22 protein-coding genes are annotated in these 22,817 nt (G+C 66.1%); 10 read left to right on the top strand and 12 right to left on the bottom strand.

Features of this window, described 5'->3' with window-relative positions; translation table 11 throughout:
- Window positions 1-15: 15 nt before the first annotated feature.
- Complete coding sequence (locus AB6807_RS23415; protein WP_371086430.1) at window positions 16-849, top strand: LytR/AlgR family response regulator transcription factor; 834 nt, start codon at window positions 16-18, stop codon at window positions 847-849.
- A 93-nt stretch (window positions 850-942) separates the two neighbouring features.
- Here the strand turns inward: AB6807_RS23415 and AB6807_RS23410 are convergent, their stop codons facing one another.
- A complete protein-coding gene (locus AB6807_RS23410; RefSeq protein ID WP_116912893.1) occupies window positions 943-1,287 on the bottom strand; it encodes a hypothetical protein in 345 nt (114 codons plus the stop codon).
- Window positions 1,288-1,436: 149 nt separating this feature from the next.
- Here AB6807_RS23410 and AB6807_RS23405 point away from each other — a divergent pair, with 149 nt between their 5' ends.
- From AB6807_RS23405 to AB6807_RS23395, 3 genes are all read left to right on the top strand, one after another.
- A complete protein-coding gene (locus AB6807_RS23405; protein ID WP_371086429.1) occupies window positions 1,437-3,257 on the top strand; it encodes a glutamine--tRNA ligase/YqeY domain fusion protein in 1,821 nt (606 codons plus the stop codon).
- Between the two features lie 133 nt (window positions 3,258-3,390).
- Window positions 3,391-4,314: a DUF262 domain-containing protein gene (locus tag AB6807_RS23400; RefSeq protein WP_371086591.1), complete on the top strand. Its 924-nt coding sequence runs from the start codon at window positions 3,391-3,393 to the stop codon at window positions 4,312-4,314.
- Window positions 4,314-4,991 (top strand): HEPN domain-containing protein, encoded by a 678-nt coding sequence (locus AB6807_RS23395; protein ID WP_371086428.1) that lies wholly within the window; start codon window positions 4,314-4,316, stop codon window positions 4,989-4,991. The genes AB6807_RS23400 and AB6807_RS23395 overlap by 1 nt, the downstream gene beginning before the upstream one ends.
- A 387-nt stretch (window positions 4,992-5,378) precedes the next feature.
- On the opposite strand, the gene AB6807_RS23390 is transcribed toward AB6807_RS23395, so the two are convergent.
- Window positions 5,379-5,681 (bottom strand): hypothetical protein, encoded by a 303-nt coding sequence (locus AB6807_RS23390; RefSeq protein WP_371086427.1) that lies wholly within the window; start codon window positions 5,679-5,681, stop codon window positions 5,379-5,381.
- A 201-nt stretch (window positions 5,682-5,882) separates the two neighbouring features.
- On the opposite strand from AB6807_RS23390, the gene AB6807_RS23385 reads away from it, so the two are divergent.
- From AB6807_RS23385 to AB6807_RS23365, 5 genes are all read left to right on the top strand, one after another.
- On the top strand, window positions 5,883-6,848 hold the full coding sequence (locus AB6807_RS23385) for a GSU2403 family nucleotidyltransferase fold protein (RefSeq protein WP_371086426.1): 966 nt from the start codon (window positions 5,883-5,885) through the stop codon (window positions 6,846-6,848).
- Complete coding sequence (locus AB6807_RS23380) at window positions 6,845-7,405, top strand: rRNA large subunit pseudouridine synthase E (protein ID WP_371086425.1); 561 nt, start codon at window positions 6,845-6,847, stop codon at window positions 7,403-7,405. Before AB6807_RS23385 ends, AB6807_RS23380 begins: the two co-directional genes overlap by 4 nt.
- A gap of 37 nt (window positions 7,406-7,442) precedes the next feature.
- Window positions 7,443-8,366 carry a peptidoglycan DD-metalloendopeptidase family protein gene (locus AB6807_RS23375; RefSeq protein ID WP_371086424.1) on the top strand — a complete coding sequence of 308 codons (924 nt, stop codon included), beginning with the start codon at window positions 7,443-7,445 and terminating at the stop codon, window positions 8,364-8,366.
- Between the two features lie 31 nt (window positions 8,367-8,397).
- Window positions 8,398-8,688, top strand: coding sequence for a nucleotidyltransferase family protein (locus AB6807_RS23370; RefSeq protein WP_371086423.1), 291 nt, complete (start codon window positions 8,398-8,400; stop codon window positions 8,686-8,688).
- Between the two features lie 157 nt (window positions 8,689-8,845).
- Window positions 8,846-9,793 carry a restriction endonuclease gene (locus AB6807_RS23365; RefSeq protein ID WP_371086422.1) on the top strand — a complete coding sequence of 316 codons (948 nt, stop codon included), beginning with the start codon at window positions 8,846-8,848 and terminating at the stop codon, window positions 9,791-9,793.
- 92 nt (window positions 9,794-9,885) lie between these two features.
- Here the strand turns inward: AB6807_RS23365 and AB6807_RS23360 are convergent, their stop codons facing one another.
- The 5 genes from AB6807_RS23360 to AB6807_RS23340 form a co-directional block, all read right to left on the bottom strand.
- Window positions 9,886-10,311 (bottom strand): hypothetical protein, encoded by a 426-nt coding sequence (locus tag AB6807_RS23360; RefSeq protein WP_371086421.1) that lies wholly within the window; start codon window positions 10,309-10,311, stop codon window positions 9,886-9,888.
- Between the two features lie 13 nt (window positions 10,312-10,324).
- On the bottom strand, window positions 10,325-11,260 hold the full coding sequence (locus AB6807_RS23355) for a succinylglutamate desuccinylase/aspartoacylase family protein (protein ID WP_371086420.1): 936 nt from the start codon (window positions 11,258-11,260) through the stop codon (window positions 10,325-10,327).
- Window positions 11,261-11,307: 47 nt separating this feature from the next.
- Window positions 11,308-12,501 (bottom strand): Fic family protein, encoded by a 1,194-nt coding sequence (locus AB6807_RS23350; RefSeq protein WP_371086419.1) that lies wholly within the window; start codon window positions 12,499-12,501, stop codon window positions 11,308-11,310.
- 75 nt (window positions 12,502-12,576) lie between these two features.
- The gene (locus tag AB6807_RS23345; RefSeq protein ID WP_116912886.1) at window positions 12,577-13,779 is read right to left on the bottom strand and encodes an ammonium transporter; all 1,203 of its coding nucleotides are present in this window, start codon (window positions 13,777-13,779) and stop codon (window positions 12,577-12,579) included.
- Window positions 13,780-13,940: 161 nt separating this feature from the next.
- Window positions 13,941-14,897 (bottom strand): LytTR family DNA-binding domain-containing protein, encoded by a 957-nt coding sequence (locus AB6807_RS23340; protein WP_371086418.1) that lies wholly within the window; start codon window positions 14,895-14,897, stop codon window positions 13,941-13,943.
- A gap of 179 nt (window positions 14,898-15,076) precedes the next feature.
- On the opposite strand from AB6807_RS23340, the gene AB6807_RS23335 reads away from it, so the two are divergent.
- The gene (locus AB6807_RS23335; protein WP_371086417.1) at window positions 15,077-16,315 is read left to right on the top strand and encodes an acyltransferase; all 1,239 of its coding nucleotides are present in this window, start codon (window positions 15,077-15,079) and stop codon (window positions 16,313-16,315) included.
- Here AB6807_RS23335 and AB6807_RS23330 read toward each other — a convergent pair.
- The 5 genes from AB6807_RS23330 to AB6807_RS23310 form a co-directional block, all read right to left on the bottom strand.
- The gene (locus AB6807_RS23330; RefSeq protein ID WP_371086590.1) at window positions 16,236-16,679 is read right to left on the bottom strand and encodes a PaaI family thioesterase; all 444 of its coding nucleotides are present in this window, start codon (window positions 16,677-16,679) and stop codon (window positions 16,236-16,238) included. The two genes, AB6807_RS23335 and AB6807_RS23330, sit on opposite strands and share 80 nt — an antisense overlap.
- A 141-nt stretch (window positions 16,680-16,820) precedes the next feature.
- A complete protein-coding gene (locus AB6807_RS23325; protein ID WP_371086416.1) occupies window positions 16,821-19,001 on the bottom strand; it encodes a TonB-dependent receptor in 2,181 nt (726 codons plus the stop codon).
- Window positions 19,002-19,066: 65 nt separating this feature from the next.
- Complete coding sequence (locus tag AB6807_RS23320) at window positions 19,067-20,578, bottom strand: ABC transporter permease subunit (RefSeq protein WP_371086415.1); 1,512 nt, start codon at window positions 20,576-20,578, stop codon at window positions 19,067-19,069.
- 24 nt (window positions 20,579-20,602) lie between these two features.
- The gene (locus AB6807_RS23315) at window positions 20,603-22,003 is read right to left on the bottom strand and encodes an ABC transporter permease subunit (RefSeq protein WP_207786812.1); all 1,401 of its coding nucleotides are present in this window, start codon (window positions 22,001-22,003) and stop codon (window positions 20,603-20,605) included.
- A gap of 96 nt (window positions 22,004-22,099) precedes the next feature.
- A complete protein-coding gene (locus AB6807_RS23310) occupies window positions 22,100-22,807 on the bottom strand; it encodes an ABC transporter ATP-binding protein (protein WP_371086414.1) in 708 nt (235 codons plus the stop codon).
- Window positions 22,808-22,817 lie beyond the last annotated feature (10 nt).

The raw sequence follows: 22,817 nt of genomic DNA, 5'->3' as shown, positions 1-22,817 counted from the left end.
GACGACTTCCCCAAGATGCAACCCACCGCCCTCATCGCCGAAGACGAACCCCTGCTGGCCCAGGCCCTCAAGGCCGAGCTGGCCGCCGCCTGGCCCGAACTGCAGGTGGTGGCCACCGCGGGCGACGGCCGCAGCGCCGTGCGCGAGGCGCTGCGGCTGCTGCCGCAGGTGCTGTTCTTCGACATCCGCATGCCCGGCCTCGACGGCCTGGGCGCCGCCGCCGAACTGGCCGACTGCTGGCCCACCGACGAGGCGCCCATGCCGCAGCTGGTGTTCGTGACCGCCTACGACGAATACGCCGCCCGCGCCTTCGAGGCCCAGGCCATCGACTACGTGTTGAAACCCGTGCAGCCCGAGCGCCTGCGCAAGACGGTCGCGCGGCTGCAGCAGGCGCTGGCGGTGCGGCAGCCCTCCACTCCAGCCACGCCGGCCGTGGCCGACGAAGCGCTGGAACGCACGCTCGCGCAATGGCGGCAGGTGCTGGGCGCCGCCGGTGCCGGGGCCGGGGCGCCGACCGCCCCGCTGCGCATGATCGCCGCCAGCGATGCTGGCGGCAGCACCGTGCGCATGGTGCCCATCGACGAGGTGCTGTACTTCGAGGCGGCCGACAAATACCTGCGCGTGCTGACGGCGTCGCACGAGTACCTGATCCGCACGCCGCTCAAGCAGCTGCTGCCGCAACTGGACGCTGACACCTTCTGGCAGGTGCACCGCGCGGTGGTCGTGCGCAGCGCGGCCATCGAGTCGGTGCACCGGGACGAGGCCGGCAAGATGCACCTGGCGCTGCGCGGGCGGGCGGAGAAGATTCCGGTCAGCCGGCTGTACGCGCACCTGTTTCGCGCGATGTGAAATTGCACCGCTAAGCCAAAAGAAAAACAGGCAAAGAAAAAGCCGGCCCTTGCGGAGCCGGCTTTTTCAATCAGTCACAAACACTGTGGCAATTTAGCGCCAGTGGCCATGGCCACGGTAGTAGCCGCGGTTGTAGTAGCGCGGGCCGTAGTACGCCGGCGGGCCGTAATAGACCGGAGCCGGACGGTAGTACACCGGCGGCGGCGGTGCGTAGTACACCGGGGCCGGCGGGTAATAGGCCGGTGCGGGCGGGTAGTACGCAGGTGCCGGCGGATAGTAGGCCGGAGCGCCCACACCCACCGCGACGCCCGGCACGCCGACGCCGATCGACCAGCTCACGTCGCTGCGGGCGCTGGCCGATGTGGCTGCAAACAAGGCGCCCGCTGCCACGACACCGGCGGCGGCCCATTTGAAGAAAGTAGAACGTGTGAGGCTCATGATGTTGGACTCCTTGAATCTGTCGGGCCGGCTCGGGTCTGAGCCGCCCATGTATGTATTGAACGCGGCAATTGCAAACCGGGTGCACCCGCCAATGTGAAGAACGTTGCCAAAGGTAACCCCTAAGGGGTGCCCTCTAGAATGGACCAATGACCTCCCCGACCGACAAAAACGGCGCCAAAACGACCGCTGCACCGAGCAATTTCCTGCGCCACGTGATCGAGAACGACCTCGAACAGGGTGCCTACGCAGGCCGCAAGTGGGGCGGATCGCCCGGCAGCGCCGCCCACCACGCCGAGGGCATGGCCGACCCGGCCAAGGTGCGCATGCGCTTTCCGCCCGAGCCCAACGGCTACCTGCACATCGGCCACGCCAAGAGCATCTGGCTGAATTTCGAGCTCGCCAAGGAATACGGCGGCGTGTGCCACCTGCGCTTCGACGACACCAACCCCGAGAAGGAAGACCAGGAGTACGTCGATTCCATCCGCGACGCCGTGAAGTGGCTCGGCTACGAAACCTACCTGGCCGACCGCCCCAGCGCCCCCGGCACCCTGCAGCCGCACGAGTACTTCGCCAGCAACTACTTCGACTTCATGTACGAGGCGGCCGAATACCTCATCGGCGCCGGCCTGGCCTACGTGGACGAGCAAAGCGCCGACGAAGTGCGCGCGAACCGCGGCGACTTCACCACGCCCGGCAAGGACAGCCCCTTCCGCAGCCGCAGCGTCGAGGAAAACCTGGCGCGCTTTCGCGCCATGCGCGACGGCCAGGTCGCCGACGGCGCCGCCATCCTGCGCGCGAAGATCGACATGGCCAGCAGCAACATCAACATGCGCGACCCCGCGCTGTACCGCGTGCGCCGGGCCCACCACCACAACACCGGCGACAAGTGGTGCATCTACCCGATGTACACCTACGCGCACCCCATCGAAGACGCGCTCGAGCAGATCACCCACAGCATCTGCACGCTGGAGTTCGAAGACCAGCGCCCCTTCTACGACTGGCTGCTCGACCGCCTCGCCGAAGGCGGCCTCATCGCCAGCCCGCACCCGCGTCAATACGAATTCGCGCGGCTCAACGTCACCCACGTCATGACCAGCAAGCGCAAGCTGCGCCAGTTGGTGGAAGAAAAGCACGTCGACGGCTGGGACGACCCGCGCATGCCCACCATTGCCGGCCTGCGCCGCCGCGGCTACACGCCGGAGGCGCTGCGCCTGTTCTGCGAGCGCAGCGGCACCACCAAGTCGGGCGGCTGGATCGACTACGCCAGCCTGGAAGCCGCGCTGCGCGACACCCTCGACCCCGTCGCCCCGCGCGCCATGGCCGTGCTCGACCCGGTCAAGCTCGTCATCACCAATTGGGGCGAGCTGATGGGCGGCCCCGACAAGGATGAAAGCGCGCTGGACGACTGCTCGGCCCCCGTGCACCCGCACCACCCCGAAATGGGCAAGCGCGAGTTCAAGCTGGGCCGCGAGGTGTGGATCGAAAGCACCGACTACGAAGACGTGCAGCCCAAGGGCTTCTTCCGCCTGTTCCCGGGCAACAAGGTGCGCCTGAAGTACGGCCACGTCATCGAATGCACCGGCGCCACGCGCGACGCGAGCGGCAAGCTCGTCGAGGTGCAGGCCACGCTGGTGCCGGACACCAAGAGCGGCACGCCGGGCGCGGACGCCGTCAAGGTCAAGGGCAACATCACCTGGGTGGCCGCCGCGGACGCCGTGCAGGCCGAGGTGCGGCTGTACGAGCGGCTGTTCTCGGAAGCCAACCCGGGCAGCGGCGAGCTGCTGGAAGAGCTGAACAAGACGAGCCTGGAAGTGTGCTTGGCGTTTGTCGAGCCTTCGCTGGCGAATGTGGAAGCTGGCTCGGCATTTCAGTTCGAGCGGCACGGCTATTTTGTCAAAAACGCTGGTCAATCGACTTTGCAACCGTTCAATCGAGCGTGCACCCTCAAAGACACTTGGAAAGCATAAAAATGGATTTACAAACATCGCTTGACACGCATCGCCAAAAAATCGACGTAGACAATTTTGATCTAACCATTCGTGAAATTGTCAGTATGGTCAGAACCGGTGAAATCAAACGATCCCCTAGCTATCAACGAAAATTTCGCTGGAAAGAAGAAGACGAGTCTCGCCTAATCGAATCTCTGCTACTAGGCCTTCCTGTTCCAAATATTTTGTTGCCACGAATTCTGACGGATCTTGGGAATTAGTTGACGGACTTCAACGAATATCCACAGTCCTTCACTTTGTTTTAGAACAAGAAAATTCTGACGATTTGGTAATCCTTAAGGAGATGAAGAAAGAAACCAGTCTCTCGCTGCTAGATTTAGCGAAACTATCAAGCTTCAACGGCCTTCGATTTGTCAACCTCCCCCAATCGCTGCAATTTTTATTTTTAAAACGCCAGTTTCGAGTGACAGCTCTTTCAGATAAGAGCGATCATTTGGCACGCTTCGATCTCTTTGAAAGATTAAATCGCGGCGGAATTGCACTTTCACCTCAAGAAGTGCGCGACTGTGTTTATCGAGGTCCTTTTAGCAATCTTATTTCCGATCTATCACTTAACTCAGACTTCTTGCAACTGATTAAAGTGCAAAAGCTTCATAAAGATGATGGAACAATTGAAGAACAGGTATTGAAGTTTTTCGCCTATCTCAATTGGAGAGAGAATTTTGACGGCTCGGTAACAGAGTTCTTGAATCTTTACATGGAACACCGGCACAAAGAAACCAAAACATCAAAAGATAGGGCCGAATTTACGGCAACTGTAAAAGCGCTTCAACCTCACATTTCAGGTCCGATGTTACGTAAAAACACGAAGCTGACGCCACTTAATCAGTTCGAAGCAATACTTGTCGGCGCCGCAGAAGTTTTGCGTAAAAATAATGTCTTACAGCCTCAAAAAGGTTGGCTTGATGACGCGCAGTTGACAAAATTTAGCACCGGAGGCACGAACACGCGAGCAATGCTGAAGGGAAGAATACAGCGCGCTTCAGAGTTGCTGCTCGGTGCTCCAGTGGAATAATGGCAAACCGCTACGATGCCGAGTTATCCGCTTTACTCGTTAAGCTTGATGAAATCTCACAGTCTTTGCGTTGGGCTGACTCGGCAAGTCTAGGTTCCTCCCCCATACAAAAGCAGGTGGCACAACTAGTAATCTCTACATCATATGTACTAGCAGCCGCCGCAATTGAAGAGTACATGAGAGAAATGGTAAACGGTTTATGCAGAGAAATATGCAAGGCAAGGCCGACCTTTTCGGCACTTCGCTCTTCTTTAGTTTCGGTATTCGCCGGGTCGCAAATAAGCTCCATGAGAGACCTGAAAGACTACGAGAAAATATGGGAAAAGAGACGAGAATTTTCAAACCTATTTTCATCAACTAATCTGGTTGATGTCGAAAATACAGAAACCCCCATAGACGGAAAAACAATTCGGCCAGTTCATGTTGAAACTATTTGGCAGGTTTTTGGATTTGAGGAGCAGCCATTTACCAGCGCTTTATACAGAGCTTCACTTACCGATATAGCCGATGGTAGAAATGATGTTGCGCACGGGCACACTTCTATAAAAAAATTCGCCCACAAAAAAGGGGCGCCAGATACAGATAAGAAAATTCAAAGAATTCAGGAATTAGCACTTCATTTTACGATACATGCAGAGCGCTATATCGAAAAAAAGCTTTACCTCAAGTCGACTTAGATCTAATTAGGCGTATGCCCATGCTTTTATTCATGCAATGTGAATTAAATGCTCATCAACGGCTACGAACTGCAAGAGAGCGGTCGATTAGCGGTTTATACGCTCATTGGAAGTAGCGATTTAAGAAACACAGGCGATTACTGAACACCGCTATCTTCGAATTTTTTGGCTGGTCCCAGGGCGACACTCTCCGCACGAGGTCATGAACGCAGCGACGACGCTATAGATGCGACAATCGATTTAGTTGATACTTGTTTCGCGAATCATACGGATTGACTTACCAACTGATATTTATCCGAGATAGATACGTGACAAATCGGAGTAAGTAAGTCTTCAGACTTGCGCCACAAAGCCGGCTCTCGTGGTTTGGCATTTTTATGCTGCGCGTTATTCCGATCGTTTGTAGACGACGCCGAGCACCGCGCTGTTCTCGTCGGTGGTACACACAGCCGAGCGGCCTTGCGGGCCGACCTTCAGGTTGATGGCGTAGACGCCGTCGCGCGGCGTGGAGCCGCTGTCCACCGCGATGCTTCCCGCGGGCACTCGCAGCTCCCGCGCGGCAGCCGCGACGCAGTTCTTGACGCTCGCCTCGGGCGCGCCGCCGACGCGAACGGAGGTGCTGTTGCAGGCGGCCAGCAGGAGCGCCGCGCCGGCCATGCTTGTGATCTGGAGGAGGCTTCGCATCGTCATGAGGGTTCCTGTTGTTCACTAGATGAGCATTAGGGCGCGTCAACCAGAGGGCGTGGTGCAGGACGGCTGCTTCCCTGCGTGTGGCCCGTTGCCGCCTCTTGCGATGCAGCGGCTTTCCACCTGAAACTCAGAACCCTAAGTCGTTGATTTACATTGATTTTCCGTATAAATTCAATTTTCTAGAATTCATACGGAAAACCCATGGATTTCCAAGACATCGGCGACGACGCTCGCCGCCAGTACATCGACGCAAGGGCCACCTTCGAGGCCCTCGAAGCGGCCGAAGCCCAGGCTGCGGGAGTACGCGGTGGCATGTACTGGAAGACCGTCGGCGGCATCGACTACCTCATTCGCACCAGCACCCGCAACGCGCAGAAAAGCCTCGGGGCCCGGGGCCCTGAAACCGAAGCCATCCACAACAATTTCGTCCGAAGAAAGGAAGAAGCGGAAAGCAGGATCAAGGACCTGAGCGAAGCAGTGACGCGCCATCAGCGCATGAACCGCGCCTTGTTCGTCGGGCGCGCCCCGACCATCGTCGTCGACATCCTCGACATGCTGAAGCGCGCAGACATCCTGGAGCACTTCACCGTGGTGGGCACCCACGCGCTCTACGCCTACGAAACGGCGGCGGGCGTGCGCCTGCACAGCGCAGCGGTGGCCACGCGAGACGTCGACCTGCTCTGGGACACGCGCAAGCGCTTCCGGCTGGCGACTCAGCTCAAGCGGCTGGACTCGTCCATGCTGGCGTTGCTGCGCAAGGTCGACAAGACCTTTTCGCTGATCGACGATCAGCGCTATACGGCTGTGAACAGCAAAGGCTTCGAGGTCGACATCCTGCGCCGCGAAGCGCAAGAGCAAGACCCCCACCCCGCGCAGTTGAGCGACGCCGAAGACGACTTCTGGGTGGTGCAGGCCCGCAACGCGGAACAGCTGGTGAGCGCGCCCCGTTTTTCCGCGGTGGTGGTCGGCACCACCGGACACATGGCGCGAATGAACACCGTGCATCCGCTCGCCTTCGCGCGCTTCAAGCGCTGGCTGGCGGATCGCCCCGATCGCGATCCGCTCAAGTCAGGGCGCGACACCCTGCAGGCGGACACCGTCGAACAGCTGGTGCGAGACTATCTGCCGCAGCTGGCCGACACACCACGCGCCGCCACCCGCCCATGAATTTGCCAACCTCGTCCCGCCTGATCCGCTTCAACAAACCCTACGGCGTTCTCAGCCAGTTCACGCCCGAGGGCCGCTGGCGCGGGCTGAAGGACTTCATCGACCTCCCGGGCGTCTACGTCGCGGGCCGGCTCGATGCCGACAGCGAGGGCCTGCTGCTGCTCACCGACGACGGCAAGCTGCAGGCACGCATTTCCGACCCGCGCTTCAAGATGGAGAAGACCTACTGGGTGCAGGTCGAGGGCGTGCCGACCGAAGAGGCGCTTGCCGCGCTGCGCAGCGGCGTGCAGCTCAACGACGGACCGACGCGCCCCGCCCGGGCGCGTCTGCTCGACCCGCCGCCCGCCGTGTGGCACCGCGAGCCCCCCATCCGCGAGCGCAAGAGCATTCCCACCGCGTGGCTGGAGCTGGCGATCAGCGAAGGCCGCAACCGCCAGGTGCGGCGCATGACCGCGGCTGTCGGGCTGCCGACGCTGCGCCTGGTGCGCGCCGCCATCGGCCCCTACACGCTCGACGGACTGGCGCCCGGCACCTGGCTGGAACAACCCGGCGGCTGAGCCGCCCGCCGCACAACCCTTCATCCGGACCCTTTCCATGCACACCAAGCCTCCCTTCCCCGACCTCTCGTCCAGCGTCTTGAACCGCCGCGGTGCCGTGCTCGGCGCCCTCGGCCTGCTCGCGCTGCCCACGATGCACGCCAGCGCCGCGACCTCGGCCCACGCAAAAACCAGCAAAACGAAGAAGCAGCCGGCGCCCGACGTCTGGCCGCACGCCTCCCTGGTGCCGGGCGGCGTCGCCCGGCTGTCGCTCGGCCCCTCGGCCACGCGCCCGAAGGCCTTCGCCGGCGACGTGCCGCTGCTGGTGCTCGGCGACCCGATCGAATGGACCGCGCTGGTCGGCATTCCGCTCGCGGCCGAGCCCGGCGAGGCCAGCATCGCGGTGCGCGCCGAAGGCAAGCCCGAGCGGCAGGTCGCCTACACCGTCGCCCCCAAGCAGTACCGCGAGCAACGCCTGACGGTGGCGCCGCGCACGGTCGACCTGTCGCCCGAGGACGAGGCCCGCTATGTGAAGGAGCGCGACCACCTCACCGGCGTGATGGCCACGCTCACCGACCTGCGCCCCGACGCCGCGCTGCAGATGCGCGTGCCCGTGCCGGGCCGCCGCTCCAGCTCGTTCGGGCTGCGCCGCGTGTTCAACGGGCAGTCGCGCAACCCGCACAGCGGCATGGACATCGCCGCGGGCACCGGCACGCCAGTGCTGGCGCCGCTGCCGGGGAAGGTGATCGACACGGGCGACTATTTCTTCAACGGCGGCACGGTGTGGATGGACCACGGCGGCGGCCTGCTGACGATGTACTGCCACCTGAGCCGGGTCGACGTGAAGGTCGGCGACGTGCTGAAGACCGGAGAAGCGCTGGCCGCGGTGGGCGCGACGGGGCGGGTGACGGGGCCGCACCTGCATTGGTCGGTGATGCTGAACCGGGCGATGGTGGATCCGGCGTTGTTTATTGCGGGGTGAGTTCGCGAACGGCCCCCCGAGTTCCAGCTTCATGCGTCCCTCCGAAGCCTTGGCCCTTCATCGCGCGCGCATTGCTGAGATAGCGCTGCGCCATCGCGTGAACAATGTTCGCGTCTTCGGCTCGGCCTCTCGCGGCGAGGACGGACCCGACAGCGACCTCGACCTGTTGGTCGACCCCACGGAGCAGACCACGCTCATGGACATCGGCGCGATCCGCCACGAGTTGAAGCACCTGCTGGGAGTGAGAGTCGACGTGCTCACACCCAACGGCTTGCCGCCGCGCTACCGCGATCAGGTGCTTCGCGAGGCCGTGCCGCTGTAAGGAGCAACGCGCCGCTCCGTTGCGCGGTGCTGTTTTCGACGTGGACATGCAAGGTGTTGGACCCGGGGTGTTCATCGCCGATCAGGTAGTCACCCCGAGTTGCGAAACCCGACTCGCCTCCTAAACTCGCGCCATTCGAACAAGGGGTGGATCGGGAATGGCCAGACAGACAAAAGCCGAACGCCGGCGTGAGCGCGCACGAGGAGAACTGGCAGGCAAGGGATGGTCGGCGGCGATCATCGGTGTCTTGCTGCTGGTCGGACCCAACTTCATGCAGGGATCCATCGTCGGCACATTGGGCCCGGCGCTTCGTCCGGCGGGCTGGGCGGCGCTGGCAATCGGCGCAGTGCTGCTGGGACTGCACTACGTCATCGCCCGCAAGGCGCCGCTGCCGAAGGTGGAACGCGTCGCACAGCAATCGCCTGCCTTCGAAGCGGCTGCGCCAGCACCATCCCCGTCGGTGGCCCACCGGCGCGAACCCGTCTTCGCACCTGCGCCGCCTCGTTCCACGTCCCCGCCGGCATCCGTGCCGCGGCACGAGCGCTCATGGAGCCCTGCCGTGCTCGCAGCCATCGAATGGCGCCGCTTCGAAGCGGTGTGCGAAGCGCTCTACGCGCAGGCCGGATTCACGACGCGCAGCCAGTCGCATGGCGCGGACGGGGGCGTCGACATCTGGCTTCAGTCCAGGCACAGCGACGTGCCTCGCATCGTCCAATGCAAGCACTGGCAGAGCAAAGCCGTGGGCGTGAAGGAGATGCGTGAGTTCTTCGGTGTGATGGCGTCGCACCAGTTGAAGAGCGGCACCTACGTCACGAGTTCGACCTTCTCCGCCGAGGCCGCTGCGTTCGCCGAGGCAAACGGTATCCACGCACAGGACGGCGCCGCCCTGCTCAAGCTGATCGCCCAGCGCACACCCGAGCAGCAAGCGGCATTGCTCGCGGTGGCTTACGAAGGCGAATACTGGCGGCCGACTTGCGCAAGCTGCGGCACCAAGATGGTCGAGAGAAACTCGTCCAAGAATGACGGCAGCTTCTGGGGCTGCGCCAACTACCCGAAGTGCCGGGGCAGGACGATTGCAAAGTCCAAGGCATCTGCAGAGGTCTGATCTCCAGGCGAGCCGCCTTCAGGCGCTGCGATGAACTCGCTTGGCGCGGCGACTACAGCATCGCAGACAAGCCGCGCCACTTGCTTATCTGCTCATCTGCTGGCCGCGCTTTTCGGCCACGCGGCGGTGCACCACGCAATCAACCCCAGCAACCCCGCCTGCACCGGCAACCGCACCACCAACGCCCAATACGGCACGTTCGCAAACAGATCCGGCCGCTGCAGCATGTAGAAATGCGCCGGCGTGACGGCCAGCGTGAGCAGGAACAGCCCCACACCCGCGGCCCGCCGCGTCGGCCGCCACAACAGTCCGGCCGCACCCAGCAACTCGAACACCCCGCTCACCAGCACGGCCTCGCGCGGCCAGGGGATGTACGGGGGCACGATGCGCATCTCGGTCTCGGTCAGCGCGAAATGCGCCACGCCGCCGATGGCGAACCACAGGAAGACGAAGGCCAGGCCCGCCACGCGCCAGCGACCCAAGGCGGGCGTGGCCGGCCTGGTGGGAGTGGCGCTCATCGCGCGGCCAACCTCACAGCGGCTTGGTGAGGTACACCGCCTCGCGCCCGACGATCGTGCGCTGCGCGGGCATGAAGATCGTGCAGTCGTCGCACAGGGCGCGAATTTCTTCGGCGCCGTTGGTGGCGATGAGTTCGCCCTTGGCGAAGGTCTCGAAGCCGATCAGCGGGCGCACGAACGCGAAGTCTTCCGACTTGATGACATACGTCTGCAGCAGCTCGAAGCGCCGTTGCGGTTCGGGCTCGGGGGTGGCCGGGTTCTTGTCGACGAGGCCGAAGTACGCGAGAAAGTCGTAGGTGACGGCGGTCGCCAGCTCGGACGCCGAGCGCAGGAAGTGCTGGCCGCACTCGACCACCATGGCCACGCCCTTGCCGTCCGGGCCGCCGTGGCTGCCGTACTGGATCAGCGGCGTGCCCGAGCCCAGGCCGTCGGGCATCACCAGGTGCACCGACGGGCGGCCGATGGCCAGCGCGACCTTGGCGTTGCGCTCGAACGCCGGGTACACCCAGAACGGCACCACGGGCTGGCTGGTCGAGTGGATGTCCAGGATGTGGTCGGCCGCGTCCACCACCGGGCGCAGGATGCGCGCGCGGCGCAGTTCGGGGCTGTCCTCGGTGCCGTCGAGCCACTCGGGCGACCAGATGCGGTTGAGGTTGTGCACGATCTGGCGGCTGTCGTAGGGCGACTCCTCCTTGAACGACTCGTAGGCGTCGATGTTGGCGAAGGCCACGGTGAGCGTGCCGACCTTGGGGCGCACGTTGTTGTCGAGCAGGTGCGTGGCGGCGGTCATGCCGCAGATCTCGTTGCCGTGCGTGAGCGCGTTGATGAGCACGTGCGGGCCGGGCTTGCCGGATTCGAAGCGGTGCACGTAGTCGATGCCGACGTTGCCCTTGCGGTAGGCGGAGAGGTCGCGGGGGAGGACTTCGAGGGCGGCGGGAGATTGGGTCATGGGGCTCTGCGGTCGTGGGAGTGAAACGAAAAGGTCCGGCGAGTTTGCTACAGGCCGCGTGTTTGTGCTTCGGCTGGCACCGCGCCGGAGACCAGGCCGCCGACCGAGCCGGGCAACGAACCGAGCAATGCATAGCGCGTGGCCTTGCCCTGCCCCGTTCGCTCGAGCAGGCCCGCCGCGACGAGCTCGGTCAGCTCGCGGTAGGCCGTGGCGCGCGACACGCCGGCAATGGCCCCGTACTTCTCCGTGCTCATGCCGCCCAGGAACCCGCCGGGGCCCGCGTCGTACAGCTTGTTCAGCACCTTGCGCTGGCTGGACGCGAGCTCGGGGTGGGCGGCGTTCAGCGCGGCCCAGAAACCGCTTTTGGCACCCGCCGCCTGGATGTGCGCCACGGTGGACAGGCACGCCTTCTCGACGCAGCCCGCGAACCAGTGCACCCATGCGGTCACGTCCATGTCGCCCTGCGCGCTGGCCGCCTGCAGCTGGCTGTAGTAGCCCGACCGATCGAGCCACAGCTGCTGCGACATGCTGAACAGCCGCTGGCTGCTTCGCAGGTCTTGCGCCAGTGCCAGGTCGCTCAGCGCGCGGCCGATGCGGCCGTTGCCGTCTTCGAACGGATGGATGGTCTCGAACCACAGGTGCGCGAGGGCGCTGCGCACGATGTCGTCGATGCCCGGTTGCGCGCGGCCCGCCTCGAACCAGTCGAGCAGCGCGCGCATGTGCGCGGGAACATCGCGCGACGGCGGGGCTTCGTAGTGCACCGTGTCGGGCTTGCCCAGCCGGGGCGTGACGATCTGCATCGGGTCTTCGTGCACGCGGTAGCCGCCGGTCACGATGCGCGTGATGCCGCTGCGGCCGGTCGGGAAAAGCGCGGCATGCCAGTCGAACAGGGTCGCTTCGGCGAGCGGCTCGTTCCAGCGGGCCAGGGCTGCCTCGACGATGTCGAGCGTGGCCTCGGTGCGTTCGTCGCGGGGAATGCGGCTTGCGGGCGTCAAGCCCAGTCGCCGGGCGGCGGAAGCCCGCACCGAATTGACCTGCAGCGTCTCGCCCTCGATCTGCGCGGTGGCGATGGCCTCGCGCGACCATTCATCGAGCTGAAGCTCGGCGAGGTCCACAAGCTGCAGGTTGCTGGCCACGCCCAGCATGCGCCCCTGCGCCAGCCGCGCCGCGGACAGCGCGGGCTGCAAGGCCTGCGCATCGACCTCGAAGCGCGGCCATTTCTTGGTTTGCCAGATCCGCATGAAGCGCATCTTAGGCAAATACGCTTCAAAAATGAAGCGTATTTATGTCCAATACGCTTCAGGACAGTTCGACGCCTACCAATTCACCTCCCGCTCCGGCGTAGCCGAAATATGGTGGATCGACAGGTCCGCCCCGTCGAATTCCTCTTCCTGCGTCAGCCGCAGCCCCACCGCTTTCTTCAGCGCGCCGTACACCGCCCAGCCCGCCAGACCGGCCCAGGCCACGCCCATGAGCGTGCCGATGAGCTGCGCCCACAGGTTCACCCCGCCGATGCCGCCCAGCGCCTGGGTGCCGAAAATGCCGGCCGCGATGCCGCCCCAGGTGCCGCACAGGCCGTGCAGGGGCCACACGCCGAGCACGTCGTCGATCTTCCATTTGTTCTGCACCAGCGTGAACATCTTCACGAAGATGGCGCCGGCCACGCCGCCCACCACCAGCGCGCCCAGCGGGTGCATCAGGTCGGAGCCGGCGCACACGGCCACCAGCCCGGCGAGCGGGCCGTTGTAGACGAAGCCGGGGTCGTTCTTGCCCATGGCCAGCGCCACCAGCGTGCCGCCGACCATCGCCATGAGCGAGTTGACGGCCACCAGGCCCGAGATCTTGTCGATGCTCTGCGCGCTCATCACGTTGAAGCCGAACCAGCCCACGCACAGCACCCACGCGCCCAGCGCCAGGAAGGGAATGTTCGACGGCGGGTGCGCGCTGAGCGAGCCGTCGCCGCGGTAGCGGTTGCGGCGCGCGCCCAGCAGCAACACGGCCGGCAGCGCGAGCCAGCCGCCCACGGCGTGCACGACGACCGAGCCGGCAAAGTCGTGAAACTCGTTGCCCGTGAGCGAGGCGATCCAGCCCTGGATGCCGAAGTGCTTGTTCCAGGCGATGCCCTCGTAAAGTGGATACACGAAGCCGACGATCACCGCGGTGGCGATCAGCTGCGGCCAGAACTTGGCGCGCTCGGCGATGCCGCCCGAGATGATCGCGGGAATGGCCGCCGCGAAGGTCAGCAGGAAGAAGAACTTCACCAGCTCGTAGCCGCTTCTTGCCGACAGTTCGGTCGCGCTCACGAAGAAATGCGTGCCGTACGCCACGCCGTAGCCGACCAGAAAATACACGATGGTCGACACGGAGAAGTCGACCAGTATCTTCACCAGCGCATTGACCTGGTTCTTCTTGCGCACGGTGCCCAGTTCCAGAAAAGCAAAACCGGCGTGCATGGCCAGGACCATGATGGCGCCGAGAAGAATGAACAGCGCATCTGCGCCCTGTTTGAGTGCGTCCATGAAAGCTTCTTGCAGTTTTTGATTTGAATTGGTGCGTCGCACCCGAATCAGTCGGAGCGGCGGCCAAATCAAGCAAAAATGGTGCCTGTCAGCTCTTTGATGGTGCGGAATGAACCAAACAAGGGCTTGCTACGCCCTTTCAACATCCTTCGCGCACCGGATCAGCCCGCACCGGCGCCCGTGCGCAGCGCGTCGCGGTAGCGGCGGCTGCAGGGCACGGTGGTGCCGTCGTGCATGTGCAGGCGGGCGTCGCCGCCGTCGAGCGGCTCTATTTCCTTGATGCGGCCCAGGTTCACCGCGTGGCTGCGGTGCACGCGCGCGAAGGTGGCGGGGTCGAGCTGGGTGAGAAAGTCGGTGAGCGTGGCGCGCAGCAGGTAGTCGTGCCCGTTCACGTGCAGGCCGACGTAGTTGCCCTCGGCCTGCAGCCAGTCGATGTCGGTGGCGGCAATGAGGAATTCGCGGCGCAGCTTGCGCACCAGGAAGCGCTCGGGCCGCTGCGGAGCCGGCGGTGCGACCGGCTCTGATAAGGGCTCTTGCTGCGCCGAGGGTTCGAATGCCCCCGGTTCCGCCCGGATCCCGGCGGGCCGCACGACCCCCGCCTCCGGCGCATCCAGCACCCTCGCCTCCCCCTGCAGGCGCAGCAGGAACAGCCGGTACGCCCAGATGCCGAAGACGATGCTCGCGTACGCGCGCACGTCCTTCAGGTACTCGTAGCCCCACTGCGCGGCCCAGTCCGCGAAGTCGTAGTGCGCCCCGGCCAGGGCGTAGACCGCCGCGCGCAGGCCGAACATGCCGGCCACGTGCACCAGGCTGAACGCCACGCTGGCCGCCCCATGCAAGGCCACGAAGCGCAGCAGGTGCCCGCGCACCAGCGGCGACAGGCGCCGCTCGACCCACACCAGCGCAGGCACCAGCAGCAACAGCACGAGGTGGCTGGACACCTCCCAGGTCACGACCTCCCAGTTGTCGGCCGGCACGGCGCGGGTGCGCATGTCGACCAGCGCCACCATGGTGCCGAACACCGCCTGCAGCCCCATGAGCACGATCCAGAAAGCCACTTCCACGGGCCGGCGGACCGGCTCGTAGCGCTCGTACAGGTTCTTGCGGGGCGGAAGCATGGGCTGGAATTCTCGCGAAAAGCGCGCCGCCCGGGCCCTGGGGCGGGCTGATTTCGTCCCTGCGGGCCACCGCTTGTCACAAAGCCGGGCCGGTCCGTCCCATGGGTGCGCCGCGCGGGGCCGGCGGGCCGGAGCATGGCGCCTTTCCGACGTTTCCAGACCCGTTCAAGGAGCTTGCAATGAGCGCATCCACTGGCGCACCCACCCCGCCCGGCCACCGCCGACACGACATCGACGCCCTGCGCGCCCTGGCCTTCCTCTTCGTCATCCTCTATCACGTGGGCATGTACTACGTGGCCGGCTGGCCCTGGCACCTCAAGAGCCCGCATGCCGCCGAATGGCTGCAGTGGCCGATGGTGGCGCTCAACATCTGGCGCATGGACCTGGTGTTCCTGGTGTCGGGCGTGTCGCTCGGCTTCCTGAGCCGGGGCCAGGGCACCTGGGCGCTGCTGCGCAGCCGCGGCGTGCGGTTGCTGCTGCCGCTGGCCTTCGGCATGGCGGTGATCGTGCCGTACCAGGCCTACGCGCAGGGCGTGGCCAACGGCTACGTCGCGCCGGGCTTCGGCGCCTTCCTGCTCCGCTACCTGTCGATGGGTGCGCCCTGGCCGAAGCAGGCCTTCGACGGCGCGGAATTCGGCATCACCTGGAACCACCTGTGGTACCTGCCCTACCTGTTCGCGTACACGGCGCTGGTCGCGGCGACGCTGCCGCTGTGGCGCTCGGCCGCCGGGCAATGGCTGCGCCGCGCCTTCAACGGGCTGCGGGGCTGGCGCCTGCTGGTGTTGCCGGTGGTGCCTCTGCTTGTCTTCACGCTGCTGCTGGCGTCGCGCTTTCCGGGCACGCACAACTTCGTGCGCGACTTTCATCTGCACAGCATCTACTTCACGCTGTTTCTCTACGGCTACTGGATGGGCGTGGACACGGGCGTGTGGAAGGAGCTGGAGCGGCTGCGCCGCGTGTCGCTCGTGCTGGCCATCGCGGTGATAAGCACCTTCTTCGCGCTGCGCGCAGGCATGAAGGCGCCCTTGCCGAGCTCGCTGACCGACCTGCTGCGCGTGCTCTACCTGTGGCTGATGGTCGCGGCCATCCTGGGCCATGCGCACCGCCACCTGAACCGCCCGTGGCCGTGGCTGCGCTGGGCCAACGAGTCGGTGTACCCGTGGTACGTGCTGCACCAGACGCTGATCGTGGCCGGCATCACCGTGTTGGCGCCGCTGGCGCTCGGGCCCGTGGTCGAGCCCGCGTTGCTGGTGGTGCTGACGCTCGCGGGGTGCTGGCTGCTGACCGACGGCGTGATACGGCGCGTCGGCTTCCTGCGCCCGCTGTTCGGGCTGAAGATCACGCGGCCGGCTTCGCCGCAGCCCCTTGCGCCTCCTCCACCGGCACGAGGATGGCGTTCCCCGTCGCCACGAGCTTGAGCGCTTCTTCCCCGGCGCCCTCGCCTTGCGCATACAGCTCCGCCACCGCGAACACCTGCTTGCGCCCCGCCTTCACCACCCGGCCGCGCGCGACGAACGCGTGGCCCACGGCGGGCGAGATGCAGTTCACCGAGAAGTGCGAGGCCAGCACGCGCCCCGCCACCGTGGCGGCCGCGAAGCCGCTCACGGTGTCGAGCAGCGCGCCGATGAGCCCCGCATGCAGGAAGCCCGCGTACTGGCCCATGTCTTCCTTGCGAAAGCGCATGCGCAGCTCGGCCTCGCCGTTGGCGGCGCTCACGACCTCGAAGCCCGCCCAGCGGTTGAAGCCGGCGGTGGCGTTGATGGCCTGGATGGTGTCGAGCATGTCGGTCGTGGCGGTCATGGCGTTCATGGCGATCTCTTCTCGGGTTGATGCAACACGGCCCACTCTAGAAAGCACCACCCGCATTCGCCGTCGCGCGCGCGACGGCGAATGCGCCCTGCGTTACCTTGGCGACACGCGCCCTCAGAAGTCGAACTTGGCCGACAGCTCGAAGGTGCGGCGCGGCGCCAGCAGCACCTGGCTGGTCGCGCGGCCGGCCCACGTCGCGTAGAGCTTGTCGGTCAGGTTGCGCACGCGAAAGGTCAGCAGCGTGTTCTGCATGCGGTAGCTCACCGCGGCGTCGAGCGTGGTGAAGCCGTTGATGCGAATGTCGTTGGCCGTGTCGGTGTACATGCGGCCGGTGTGGTTCAGCGAGGCGAAGTACTCCAGCCTGGAACCGTCGGGCCGGTAGCTCGCGAACAGGTTGGCCACGTGCTCGGGCACGTTGGGCGGCGTCTTGCCCACGCGCGACACATTGCCCGCCTCCACCAGCGTGTCGAAGCGCGCGTCGAGCGCGGCCAGATTGCCCGACAGCGTCCATTCGCGCGTCGGCCGCCACACGGTCGACAGCTCGATGCCGCGCGACGACTGGCTGCCGTTGTTCACCGTGTTGTTGGGGTTGGCGGGGTCGCGCGAGAGCACGTTGCCCAGCTCGATCCTGTAGACCGCCGCGGTCCACTCCAGGTTGGCCTGCGGCAGGCTCTGCTTGAAGCCCACTTCGGCCTGCTTGCCGCGCGACATCGGAAACGCCGCGTTCGACGCCGACAGCAGGAAGAGCGAGTTCACCGGCAGCGTGGCGTTGGTGTACTGGGCATACACGCTCGAACCGGGCGTGATGTCGTACACCGCGCCGATGCGCCCCGACGTGGCCCGGTAGCTGGTGGAAAAGCGCGAGCTGCTGCCCAGGTTCAGGTCGACGATGCCGCGGTCGACCTCGGTGCGGTCGTGCCGCAGGCCGGCCACCAGCGTGAGGTTCTTCAGCGGCTTCAGCGCGTCTTCCACGAACACCGAGCTCACGCGCACCTTCGTCTCGGTGTTGGTGCGGTTGCCGCCGCCGGTGCTCAGCGCGGGGTTCTCGTTGAACGGCGCCAGGTAGGCGCCGAACACCGGCACGCGCAGCAGGCTGGCGGTGGCGGCGCTGCTGTCGGAAAAGCGGCGCTGGCTGCCGAAGCGCGTCTCGCTGTATTCGCCGCCGGCCACGAAGCGGTTGTCCATGCCGCCCAGCGTGCCCTTGTGCGTGGCGTCGAAGCGGTCGAGCCAGAAGTCCTGGTCGTGCGTGATGAGCGTCTGGTCGCGCGCGATGCTGGCCGGCGCCACGAACACGGCGCTTTCCGAGTTGCGGAACACGCGGTTGGCCTTGTTGGCCGAGAACTCGTTGCGCCACGACCAGCCGCCGTCGAGCTGGCCCGTGAGGCGCGCGCGCAGCCAGTAGGTCTCGGAGCTGTTCTCGTCGTCGGGCACGTTGTAGTTGTTGCCGGCAAGGCGCCGGTCGATCACGCGGCCGTCGGGCGTGGTCACCACGTTGGTGGGTTGCGTCGCGAAGCTGCGCGGCACCAGCGGCGTGCCCCAGTAGGCCTGGTTGTCGTCGCGCAGGTAGTCGAAGGACAGGTCCAGCTTCACCGAACCACCGAAGTCGACCGCCAGCCCGCTGGTGAGGTGGTCGATGCGCTCGCCGTTGCGCGCGATGGTGCCCACCTTGCTGTCGTTGCGGCTGTAGTCGAGCCGGTAGGCGCTGGCGTCGCCCAGCGCGCCGCCGAAGCCGAAGGCCGCGCGCGTGGCGCCGTAGCTGCCGTACGAGAGCAGCGCCTCCTTGTGCGGGTTGTCGCGGTCGGGCTGCTTGCTCACGAAGTTGACGGTGCCGCCGATGGCGCCCTCGCCGTCGAGCACCGAGGCCGGGCCCTTCAGCACTTCGATGCGCTCGTAGTTCCAGGTGTCCTGCACGCGGTTGGTCACGCCCGCGCCGGAGCTGCGCACGCCGTCGTACAGGTACTGCAGGCTGGTGAAGCCGCGCGTGGACAGCGTGGTCGGCGCCGAAGGCGGCCCGCCGCCCGACAGGCCTGCCATGCCGCGCAGCGCCTCGCTGAAGGTGCGCGCGCCGCGCTGCGCGATGGCCTCCTGCGTGAGGATCTCCACAGAAGCAGGCGTCTCGCGCACCGACAGGCCCAGGCGCGACGCGGTGCCGCTGGGCGCGTTCAGGTGCAGGCTGCTGGCGTCGCGGCTGTCCTCGATGGTGACGGTGCCGAGCTCGGCGGTGTCCTGCGCGTAGGTCGGCGGGAACGCGGTGGCGGCGGCCACCGCCATGGCCGTGCGGATGAACATGGTCATTGGAATGCTTGCTTGGGATTGAGAAACGAAAAGGAGGGGCAAAGGGACGAAGGCGCCGCCCGCGCCTACGCCACCGAGAACCGGCGCAGCCGCCATGCGGCCACGCCGAACAGCAGCAGGCTGGGCACCAGCAGCTGCAGCACGGCCCACGCCGCCTGCCCGCGCACGAGGCCCGCGGGCTCCTCTTGCCAGGCGAAAGCCGGAATGCGGTCGAAGTCGGCCGGCGCGAGCGCGTCGCGCGCGTCGATGCGGGCAAAGAAGAAGCGCTTCCACGCCGCGTGGTACGCCACGGTCTGCGCCTCGAAGCGCGCCTGGCGCCGGGTGCCCGTGCCGGCCAGCGCGGTCATGCCCTCGTAGGCCACGGCCGCCGGAGACACCGCGCTGAAGCGCCCCAGCAGCACCTGCTGCCGGGCCTGCTGCGTGTCGAAGCGGTCGAGCGCGGGCTGGATGGCGGCGTCCACCTCTTTCTCGATCAGGTAGTTGCCCAGCAGCCGACCCGCGATTTCGATCTTGCCGTCGCGCGGCACCAGGACGGCGCCGCGGCCGACGTGCTGGTAGTCGGTGCTCATCAGGTCGGCGTGGCGCTTCATGGCCTCGGCGGTGACGATGCGCTGGCGCGTGGCCAGCTCGGTGCGCGAAGGCGCGGGGCTGGCCTGCGTCACGGCCAGGTTCAGCAGCACGGGCGCGACCAGCACCAGCAGCACCCACGCGATCACGAGCACCATCGCATTCGTCGCCGACGACGCGCCGAAGGCGTTCACCGCGACCACCAGCGCGAACCAGAAGAGCGCGTAGGCGCCCACCAGCAAGGCCCACCACAGCGTGGCGTCCGACGAGGCGCCCATGCCTGTGGCGCCTGTCATGCCTGCCGCGCCCACGGTACCGGCGTGTCGCGCCACGAGCAGCACGGCCACCGGCAGCAGCACCGCGGGCCCCAGCAACACCGCCGCGCGCACCGTGAGCTTGCCCGCCAGCAGCGTGCGCAGGCGCAGCGGCTGCGACAACAGCAGCCGCAGGGTGCCGTTCTCGCGCTCGGCCGACAGCAGGTTGTAGCTGAGCGCGAAGATCAGCAGCGGCAGCAGGTACACGATGACGAAGGCCAGGTCGAAGTGCCCGCTCAGCAGGTGCCACGGGCTTTCGATGTCGCTCGGGTTCATGAACACCACGCGGCTCTGGCTGGTGACGTGGAACTGGCTGGGAAACAGGTCGCTCTGCCCCAGCGCGACCGGCCCCAGCGCGGCGGTCGGCAGGATGGCGTGGTGCCCGCCGTAGCCGCTGGCCATGCGCGAGGGGTCGGCCGGGTTCTCGAAGGGCGTGGGCTGCGCGGTGCCGGCGAGGATGCCTTCGAGCAGCACGCGCTGCGCGGCGCGGGTGTCGCGGTCGGCCTGCGCCACGGCGGCCTGCGCGCGGTCGCGGCTCGCGGTCTGCAGCAGGCCGTTGCCCAGCGCATAGGCCACGAGCAGCACGAAGAGCGCGCCGACGGCCCACAGCGTGCGCTCGGCCCGCAGGAGGCGGCATTCCTGGCGCATCACGGCGAGCAGGCGGCGGCCTTGCGGCGGATGGAGAGAGGGGGTCATGGGCATGTCTGTTCGGGTGTCTGTTCAGAGCGCCCGCTGGCGCACGGTGGCGAAGGCCGCGAACGCGGCGGACAGCAGCAGCCCGGCGACCAGCACCGCCAGGCTGCGCGCCTGGTGCAGCAGCGCCCAGCCGGCGCCGGGCGGGTGGTAGTCGAACGGCGGCACGGTGGCCCACAGGCCGGGCGCGGCCTGGTAGGCGAAGTGGCGGTCGCCCATGGGGTCGGCATGCGCCACCAGGTCTTCGCTCATCAGGTCCTGGATGTGGCGGCGATGCAGTTCGGCCGCGGTCGTGAAGCTGCGGTGGTGCGCGAAGTCGGTGCCGGCCAGGCCCATCGAGAAGCTGCGGATCGCGAGGATGGGCAGCAGCAGGCCGCTCCATTCCTGCACCTTCTGCTGCTGTTCCCAGGTGTCCCACAGGCGGCCGTAGTGGCGGTCGTACACGGGGTAGGAAGCCTGGTCGTCCAGGCGCAGCGCAATGCCCCATTTGCTGAGCGGCACGTCGCGGCCCCAGCGTTCGGTGGTGCCGAAGTTTTTTTGCCAGACCTGGTCGGACACCGACTTCAGCTCCGCCCCCAGCGCCTGGTTGAACTGCAGCCGCGTCGGGCTTGGAAACCATGCGCGCGACAGTTCGGACAGCACGCGCGGCGCCATCACGGCCTGGCCGATCCACAGCGCGAGCAGCAGCGTGATGGCCATGCGCGAGGTGGACGACGCGGCCGACACGCCGAGCACCAGGAACACGAAGATGCCGAGGTACACGGCGTAGCCGAGCGACCATGCGGCCAGCCGCAGCAGCGCATCGAGCCGCTCGCCCTCCCCGGCGCCGATGGCGACCGCCACCGCCGCGATGAGCGCGGCCGGCACCAGCAGCACGCCCAGCGAGGCCGCGAGCGCCAGGGCCTTGCCGCCGAGCAGCCGCAGCGGCGAAACGCCGAGGCTCAAGGTCTGCCGAAGAATGCCCTGCTCGCGTTCGCCGGCGAACGCATTGAAGCCCAGCACGATGACCAGCAGCGGCCCCAGCACCTGCAGGATCCAGCCGACCGAGAGGTTGCCGAAGCGCTGCAGGCCGGTCGCGTCCTGCGCGGCGTTGAATTTCACCTCGCTCTGCCGGTGCGCCTGAAGCCACACGGTGCTGCCGATGAAGGGGTTGATGCCCGAGTCGATCATGGCCAGCGCGGCCTCGGGCTTGAAGGCATGCATGCCCTGGTGGGCGGCGTCGTGCGGGTGGCGACTGTCCTGGTGCAGCCAGTCGCGGTAGTCCATGGCCTGGGCTGCCTGCTGCTCTGCGCGCGCGTCGCGCTGGTGGGCCCAACCCACGGCGAGTGCCGTCAGCAGCAGCACGGCCACGAGGCCGCCGGCCCAGTACAGGCGGCCGTCGCGCAGGCGTTCGAGGAATTCGCGTCTTGCGATCCAGTTCAGCAGCATTTCAGTGGGCTCCCTGGGTCGTTGTGTTTGGTGTTTGTTGTCGTGGCGTGACCGCGCCCCGAACGCTCGCCACCGCCAATCGAAAAGCACTTCATCTCAAGCCCTCATGTGCTGGAGATAGAGCGACTGCAGGTCCGTCCGCGCGATCTGCGCCTCGCCGTCGAGGCTTTCGACCAACCGCCCTCGTTTCATGATCCCCACGCGCGTGGCGGTCTGCTGTGCGTGGAACAGGTCGTGCGTGGTGGTCAGCACGGCCACGCCGCTGTCGGCGGCGCGACGCAACAGGTCGGAGAACTCCGCGGCCGCGTGCGGGTCGAGCCCCGAGGTCGGCTCGTCGAGCAGCAGCGCCTTGGCCTGCTTGGCGATGGCCACCGCGATCCACACCTTCTGGCGCATGCCCTTCGAATACGCGGATACGCGCTTGTCGGCGGCGGCATGGTCGAGCCCCACCTCGGTCATCAGCTCGAGCAGGCGCTCGCGCGGCAACTCGTGGCCCAGCGCCAGGCCCGCGAAGAAACGCAGGTTTTCCAGGCCCGACAAGGTGCCGTACAGCGTGACCTGCTCGGGGATGTACGCCACGTCCTGCTTGGTGGCCACCGGATGGCGCGTGACGTCGGTGCCGTTGATTTCGACCGTGCCGGCGCTCGGCGCGATGAAGTTCAGGAACAGGTTGATGGTGGTGGTCTTGCCCGCGCCGTTGGCACCCAGCAAGCAGTAGATGTCGCCGGCGCGGATGTCGAGGTCGAGGCGGTCGAGCGCGGTGTGGGCGCCGTACTGTTTGGTGAGGCCGGTGGCTCGGAGCATGGAAGAAAAC

Origin of the sequence: Variovorax sp. RCC_210, assembly GCF_041355175.1 — a bacterium.
Taxonomy (GTDB): domain Bacteria; phylum Pseudomonadota; class Gammaproteobacteria; order Burkholderiales; family Burkholderiaceae_C; genus Variovorax.
Note: the sequence above shows the minus strand (reverse complement) of the source record. Positions and strands in the feature narration are given on the sequence as shown.